The 6,869-nt window shown below is 63.1% G+C and carries 7 protein-coding genes; 2 read left to right on the forward strand and 5 right to left on the reverse strand.

The window, feature by feature from the left end:
- Positions 1–36 precede the first annotated feature (36 nt).
- Entirely contained in the window at positions 37–909 is an 873-nt protein-coding gene (locus QZR30_RS25925) for an undecaprenyl-diphosphate phosphatase (protein ID WP_056846783.1), read from the forward strand.
- 115 nt (positions 910–1,024) lie between these two features.
- Here the strand turns inward: QZR30_RS25925 and QZR30_RS25930 are convergent, their stop codons facing one another.
- Genes QZR30_RS25930 through QZR30_RS25950 form a run of 5 tightly spaced genes read right to left on the reverse strand, consistent with a single transcriptional unit; the run spans position 1,025 to position 5,493 of the window.
- Entirely contained in the window at positions 1,025–1,978 is a 954-nt protein-coding gene (locus QZR30_RS25930) for a Dyp-type peroxidase (protein ID WP_068966974.1), read from the reverse strand.
- 50 nt (positions 1,979–2,028) lie between these two features.
- The gene (locus QZR30_RS25935; protein ID WP_046072177.1) at positions 2,029–2,847 is read right to left on the reverse strand and encodes a sugar phosphate isomerase/epimerase family protein; all 819 of its coding nucleotides are present in this window, start codon (positions 2,845–2,847) and stop codon (positions 2,029–2,031) included.
- Between the two features lies 1 nt (position 2,848).
- On the reverse strand, positions 2,849–4,048 hold the full coding sequence (locus QZR30_RS25940; protein ID WP_068966970.1) for an NAD(P)/FAD-dependent oxidoreductase: 1,200 nt from the start codon (positions 4,046–4,048) through the stop codon (positions 2,849–2,851).
- Positions 4,045–4,371, reverse strand: a complete 327-nt coding sequence (locus QZR30_RS25945; RefSeq protein WP_046072175.1) for a MocE family 2Fe-2S type ferredoxin — start codon at positions 4,369–4,371, stop codon at positions 4,045–4,047. Before QZR30_RS25945 ends, QZR30_RS25940 begins: the two co-directional genes overlap by 4 nt.
- 30 nt (positions 4,372–4,401) lie before the next feature.
- Positions 4,402–5,493, reverse strand: coding sequence for a fatty acid desaturase family protein (locus QZR30_RS25950; protein ID WP_046072174.1), 1,092 nt, complete (start codon positions 5,491–5,493; stop codon positions 4,402–4,404).
- A gap of 163 nt (positions 5,494–5,656) precedes the next feature.
- Between QZR30_RS25950 and QZR30_RS25955 the strand changes: the two genes are divergently transcribed.
- Positions 5,657–6,706 carry a LacI family DNA-binding transcriptional regulator gene (locus QZR30_RS25955; protein ID WP_068966968.1) on the forward strand — a complete coding sequence of 350 codons (1,050 nt, stop codon included), beginning with the start codon at positions 5,657–5,659 and terminating at the stop codon, positions 6,704–6,706.
- Positions 6,707–6,869: the final 163 nt, after the last annotated feature.

The raw sequence follows: 6,869 nt of genomic DNA on the forward strand, positions 1-6,869 counted from the left end.
TCGCCGGCTTCCACCTTTCACTCAAGGATTTGTATTTTGACCAACGTCTGTACCGCCGGCCTGGATGTAGGCTTTGCCTCCCTGGATTACCTGCAGATTTTCATCCTCGGTGTAATCCAGGGCATTACCGAATTGCTGCCGGTGTCTTCCACAGCGCATATGCGCGTGGTGCCCGCCCTGCTCGGCTGGCAAGACCCGGGCTCGGCGTTTTCCGCAGCCATGCAGTTGGCGGCGCTGGCGGCGGTGGTCAGTTACTTCTGGCGGGATGTGCGCCAGGTCACCACCGGCAGCATCAGTGCGGTACGCCGGGGCGACTACAACGACCCGTGGTTCAAGCTGGCGGTGGCGATCGTGCTGGCGACCCTGCCGATCGGCATTGCCGGCCTGGCGTTGTCTTCAACCTTGAATACCTGCAACTCGCCATTGCGCGGGCTGATGGTAATCGGCATTGCCTGCGTGGTGATGGCGATATTGCTGGCGCTGGCCGAAGTACGCGCCCGTCACACCCGCAACGTCAGCCAGATGCGCCTGCGCGATGCGCTGATCGTGGGGGTTGCGCAGATCGGCGCGCTGATTCCCGGGGTATCGCGTTCGGGCTCCACCCTGACCGCAGCGCTGTTCCTGAATTTCAAACGCGAAGAAGCGGCGCGGTTTTCCTTTCTGCTGGGCCTGCCGGCCATCGCCCTGGCCGGCTTGAAAGAACTGTGGGTGCTGCTGCACGCCGACATGCCCGCCCACGCCTGGCCGCACTTGATCTTCGGCCTGGTGGTGGCAAGCATCTCGGCGTTCTTCGCGATCTGGGGCCTGATGAAGTTCCTGGAGCGCTTCTCCACCTGGCCGTTCGTGATCTACCGTGCGCTGCTGGGAGTCTTCCTGATTGTGGCGGTCAGCACCGGGTTGCTTACCTGACGCGATCATTTTTTGTAGGAGCGAGCTTGCTCGCGAAAAATCCAAAGGTACCGCGTACATTCAGGATGCCCGCGTTATCGTTGACGCTTTTCGCGAGCAAGCTCGCTCCTACAGGTTACTGGCGGTCGGCCAGTTCTTCGAGCAGGTCGGCCGAGGGCACGAAAAACAGGCCGCCAGTCACGGCGGTACTGAAGTCGAGCAAGCGGTCATAGTTGCCGACCGGGCGGCCGACGAACATGTTTTCCAGCATCTGTTCCAGAGGTTTTGGCGAGCGCGCATAGCCGATGAAGTAGGTGCCGAACTCACCGGCGCCCGGGCGGCCGAAGGGCATGTTGTCGCGCAGGATCTTCACTTCCTCGCCGTTCTCGTCCGTGATGACGGTCAAGGCGCTGTGGGAGTTGCTCGGCTTGGCTTCTTCGTCAAGTTCGATATCCGCCAGCTTGGTGCGCCCGATCACCTTCTCCTGGGCTTCTACCGTCAAGCTATTCCAGGCGTTCATGTTGTGCAGGTATTTCTGCACCAGCACGTAGCTGCCACCCTCGAACTGGGGGTCTTCGTCACCGACCAGGGTAAATCTTTCGGCCTTGCGCCCTACCGGGTTTTCGGTGCCGTCGACAAATCCGATGATGCTGCGCATATCGAAATAACGGAAACCCTGGACCTCATCCACCACCTTGACGCTATCGCCCAAGGCCGCCATCAGTTGGGTCGCCAGTTCGAAGCACAGGTCCATCTGCTCGGCGCGGATATGCAGCAGGATATCGCCCGGGGTCGACACCGCCCTGCGCCCTTCTACACCGAATTCGCGAAACGGATGCAGTGATGCCGGGCGCGGGGCACCGAACAGCCGGTCCCACGCATCCGAGCCAAAGCCGCAGACGCAGGTCAGGTTGCCCGACGGCACGCGCTTACCCACCGAACGCACAAGACCTGCGATGTCGGCACACCAGCCACGCACGTTTTCAACCGCGTCGGGGGCCAAGGTGGCGACCATGAAAATCGCGCTGCTGGTGATCGGGTGGCACACGGACTGCGGTTCGAGAGGTGGCTGGACAGGGCAGGTTTTCATCGGGCGGATCCATAGGCTAAGGTCGGTTTGAACCCGCGCAGGTTAGCAGATCAGCCGTGACAACTGGCCCACACCTGGCGAATCAGCGCCTTCATCTTGAGCGCTTCGGCCCAGCGATCAGTGAGTTCCCGACCCTTTGCATCGGTGATCGCATAGGGTGGCGGGCCCAGTTCGCAGGTGAAGGCCAGGCTCTGGGGCGTCTCGGCGCGGGTCAGCCAGTCGTCGATCCCATAGCGCCACCAGCTGGTAAAGCGCTCGACCCAGGGCAGATGCTGGGGAAAGTCCAGGCCGACCTGCACCTGTTCGCTGCTGGCGATGCGGCCATGAAAGCCCCAGCTATGGCGCAGGATCGTGCGTATCTGCTCGTCGTCTTCCAAGGCTCCGGGCTCGGGCAACTCGCGGCCGACGACGTAGTGGGACAGGTCCGCGAGCAGTTTCAGGTCAGGCATCTGCGTCAGCAGGTCGAGGGTGAACAACAGGTCGTTGGTCAGTCGATAACGGTGGGTTTCCAGCAGGATCGGGAAGTCCACCTGTTCGGCCAGGCGTTGCCAGCCTTCGATCAGCCTGGCCGCCTCGGCCTGGGTACGCGGGCGCACATCGGCCTGCAGGGTGAGGTGGTGACAACCATAGCGGCTGATCACCTCCAATGCGGCGGCCAGGTCATCCACCGATTGCGGGAACAGCTGGCCTTCGATCTGCAAGCCCCTGGCCGTGGCGGCAGCGTGCAGGCGCGGGACAGCGGCAGGCGTCCAGTAATGATCGGTGATGCCGTCGAAACCGGCGGCGGCGATGCGGTCCAGCTGCGTGTCGAGGCTGCCAGGCTCGGTTTGCATGGCCCACATCGATTGGAATACCAGGAGTTGACGCATATCAGCCTCGCAACAGTAGCTTGAGGGACACATCGGCATCTGCCAGGCTGCCCGGGTTGAGCACAGTGCCCGCGGCAATCAGGCGTTCGCACAACTTGATGTCCCTGGCCGCACCGTTGCCCGGTGCCCAGCCGCACGCGCCTTGCAACCGGGCATCGTCGTCGAGGTAAAACAGCAGCAGGCCAGCGCCAGGCAACGCACGGCTGACCGTGCGTGCAGTCATCACCCCGACAGTCTGCAAACCCCAGTGGTATTGGTCGGACCAGAAACCGGGGAGCGTCTCGAACGGCAGCGCGCGCCCCAGCAGGTTCAACGCGGCGTGCCGCCCCTGGGCCTCGGCGTTGCGCCAGGTTTCCTGGCGCTGATAGACGCCAGCGAGGCGAAACTCGCAGACATCCCCTGCCGCATAGATATCCGATGCACTGGTGCGCAATTGCGCGTCGACACGAATGCCCTGCCCGACTTCCAGCCCTGCCGCCGCCGCCAGCTCGATATTGGGTTGCATGCCGATGCCCGCCACCACCAGGTCACAGGGCAGCCGCTGCCCATCGACCAGTTGTACGGCGTCGGCGTGGATGCATTCGAGGGCGACGTTCAAACGTACGTCCACACCTTGCTCACGATGCAGCGCCAGCAGCGCCGCACTGATCGGCGCCGGCAACACCCGGCTCGCCAAGCGTGGCCCGGCTTCAAGCAGCGTGACCTCACACCCCAGCCCCCGTGCGGTCGCGGCCACCTCCAGGCCAATAAAACCACCGCCGACCACGACCACCCGGGTGCCGGGGCGCAACCTATCACGCAGGGCCAAGGCTTCATCGTGGGTACGCAGGTAAAGCACAGGGGGCTGCGCCTCGGGCAAGCGTCGGGCCCGGCCACCGGTAGCCAGCAACAAACCGGTATAGGTCAACCATTGGCCGTCGGCCAGTTGCAGCCGGTGTTGCTGCGGGTCCAGGCGGCTCACCGGGTTGCCGGCGATATGCTCGATGCCCAGCGCTGCCAGCCGTGTGCTGTCGCACAGGCTGCATCCGGCCAGGTCCGTCGAGCCTTGCAGCACAGCCTTGGACAGCGGTGGCCGTTCATAGGGCAAGTGCGCTTCATCACCGATCAGGATCAGGCTCCCGGTGTAGCCTTCTTCGCGCAAGGTCAGTGCCGCACGGCCACCGGCGTGACCGGCGCCAACGATGATCAGGGCTTGGCTCATATTTCGGCCGTGACGGCGAGCAGTACCCGCCCCGCTTCGACCCGCACCGGGTAGGTCTTGAGGTTGACGCACACCGGCGCGCCCAGGGCTTTGCCGGAACGGTAATCGAAGCGTCCGTTGTGCTTGGGGCATTCAATCACGTGGTCCATCACCAGGCCGTCCGCCAGGTGGATTTTCTCGTGGGTGCACAGGCCGGCGGTGGCGAAGAATTCATCCTCGGCAGAGCGGAACACCGCATAGGTGTGCGCGCCGTGGTCGAAGCGCAATACGTCTTCGGGGTCTATTTCGCCCACGGCGCAGACGTCGATCCATTGATCGTTCATGGCATTGTTCTCTTGTTCGGGGGATGAAGATCAGCCGGCAGAGGCTTCTGCGTGCAGAGCGGCAGGGGCGGATTGCGCCTGCGGGCGAATCGGGCGCTGGACGAAATAGCTCGGGTCGCTGCGCTGTTTGCGGATCGTCGCGATGATTTCCCTGTATGCCTCGAACAGATTGGCGTACGGCGGCGGGCAGTCGCTGCGGATTTCTTCGTGCAGTTGTTCGAGTGCGTGGTAAGGCACCATCGGGTACATGTGGTGTTCGAGGTGGTAGTTCATGTTCATGTAGATAAAGCGCAGCACGCGGTTCATGTAGATGGTGCGGCAGTTGCTGCGGTGGTCGAGCACATCTTCGGCCAGGCCCACATGCTGGCTGAGGCCGAACACGTAGCCGAGCCAGGCACCATAGAGACTGGGCAGGCCCACCAGCATCAGCGGTAGCCAGCTGTGCAGGTACAGCGCGGTGCCGATGATCAGCGCATAAATCCCAATCCATATACGGGCGGCGCGAAACACCTTGGGCCACTCGGACTCGGGGATGAAATCCTGCTCCTGGGCACTCATACGGCCCGCCGCATGGCGGGCCACGCCGCTGAAGGTCTTCCAGGCCAGGGGCAGGTTGAACAGGCTGAGGGCCATCATCCACAGGCTCGGCGGGCGCGGCTCGACGATCTCCGGGTCGCGGCCGACGACAATGGTGTCGGTGTGATGACGGGCATGGCTCCAGCGCCAGACGTGGGGTTCGAACAGGCACATGAAGCTCGCCACCTGGTACAGCCCGTCGTTCATCCAGCGGGTCTTGAACGCAGTACCGTGGCCGGTTTCATGCCAGCGTGGGTTGGACGCCGTGCCGTAGAGCACGCCATAGGCGAGAAAAAACGGTACGCAGGCCCAGGAGCCCCAGAACCAATAACCACCAAAGCCTGTGACCAACAGCGTCGAGACCCAGATGGCGGTGTCGAGCAAGGCAGGGCCGTCGCGGCGCTGCATCAGTTCTTTCATGCGTTTGCGCGAGATAGGCGACTGGTACCAGTTGGCCGAGACCAGACCCTTTTCGGCGGCGCGGGCCGCTTCGGGGCCAGTGAGGCTGTAGTCGCGCCGAGCGCGGTAAGCGGTGTGTTCAGGCATTGTTATTGTTCTCCGCAAGCGTGGGGTTTCAGGTGCTTTGCGGAACCAACCATAGAGCGCAGCCAAATCACCCTCAAGGCCTTGAATCCATTCCCTATCAAGCTATCATCCAGGCCCAGCGGGGCTTGATAGTTTTCTATCAAGACGCTCAAGGGGCCTGCCAATGCACAACCATAAACGCCCAACCATCGCCACCGTCGCCGCCCACGCGGGGCTTAGCGTGGCCACCGTCGACCGGGTATTGAACGCCCGCGCGCCGGTCAACCCGAGCACGGCCGAACAGGTGTTCCAGGCCGCCGAAGCCGTGGGCTACTTCGCCGCGCGACTGATCGGCCAGCGCATCCGCGAACGGCGGCCCACCTACCGTTTCGGCGTGCTGTTGCTGGGCACCGCCCAGGCCTTCTATGCCAACCTCGCCCAGTCAATAAGCGATGCCGCGCAGCATCACGCCACCGCCAACCTGAGCTGCCAGTTCGACTACATCAACGACCGTTCACCGAATGCCATCGTCGCGCAGATCGAGCAACTGGCGGTGCAGTGCGACGCCCTGGCGGTGGTCAGCTTCGCCCATCCGCTGATCAACGCCTGCCTGGCGCAGATTCGTGAAGCCGGCGTACCAGTGGTTGCGCTGCTGTCGGATATCCATGAGCAGGCCCTCGAACCCTATGTGGGCCAGGACAACCACGTGGTCGGGCGCACCATGGGCTGGCTGCTGGCACACACCTGCGGCGCACGCAAAGGCAGCGTTGGCATTTTACTTGGCGGCCATCGTTTTCTCGGGCACCAGGCACGGGTCAAAGGCTTGCACAGCTACCTGGCCGAACACGCGCCAGGGCTCAAGCCGTTGGAACCGCTGATCAACCTGGATAACTGCGACATCACCGAGGAAGCCACCCTCGACCTGCTCGCCCGCCACACCGACCTGCGCGGCCTGTGCGTGGTGGGCGGCGGCGGTGACGGCGTGATCAACGCCCTGGCGCAACTGCCCAAGCGCCCGGCGCTGTGTTGCATTCTGCAGGAGTCGACGGAACTGTCGCGCCAGGCGTTGAGCCGCGGCTTGATCGATGTGGTAATGGACTCGCAGCCGCGGCAGACGGCGGCGGCGCTGGTGCAGCTGCTGGTGCAGTTGCTGAATGACGAAGGCTTCGATCCTGTGCGGCATCGGGTGCATATACCACCGCAGATAGTGACCTCGGAAAATATGGGCACCTGATACACAAAGAACACAATGTGGGAGGGGCGGTGCGACGATTCGATTTGCCCCGACGGTGATGAACCCGTCAAAAATTCAGAGGCTGACACACCGCTATCGCGGCATGGGTATCTACGCAACTTTGTAGCTGCCGACCGTAACCACGATGCGAAGCGAGCCACTT

It is taken from the genome of Pseudomonas sp. rhizo25, assembly GCF_031931935.1.
Lineage (GTDB): Bacteria > Pseudomonadota > Gammaproteobacteria > Pseudomonadales > Pseudomonadaceae > Aquipseudomonas > Aquipseudomonas synxantha.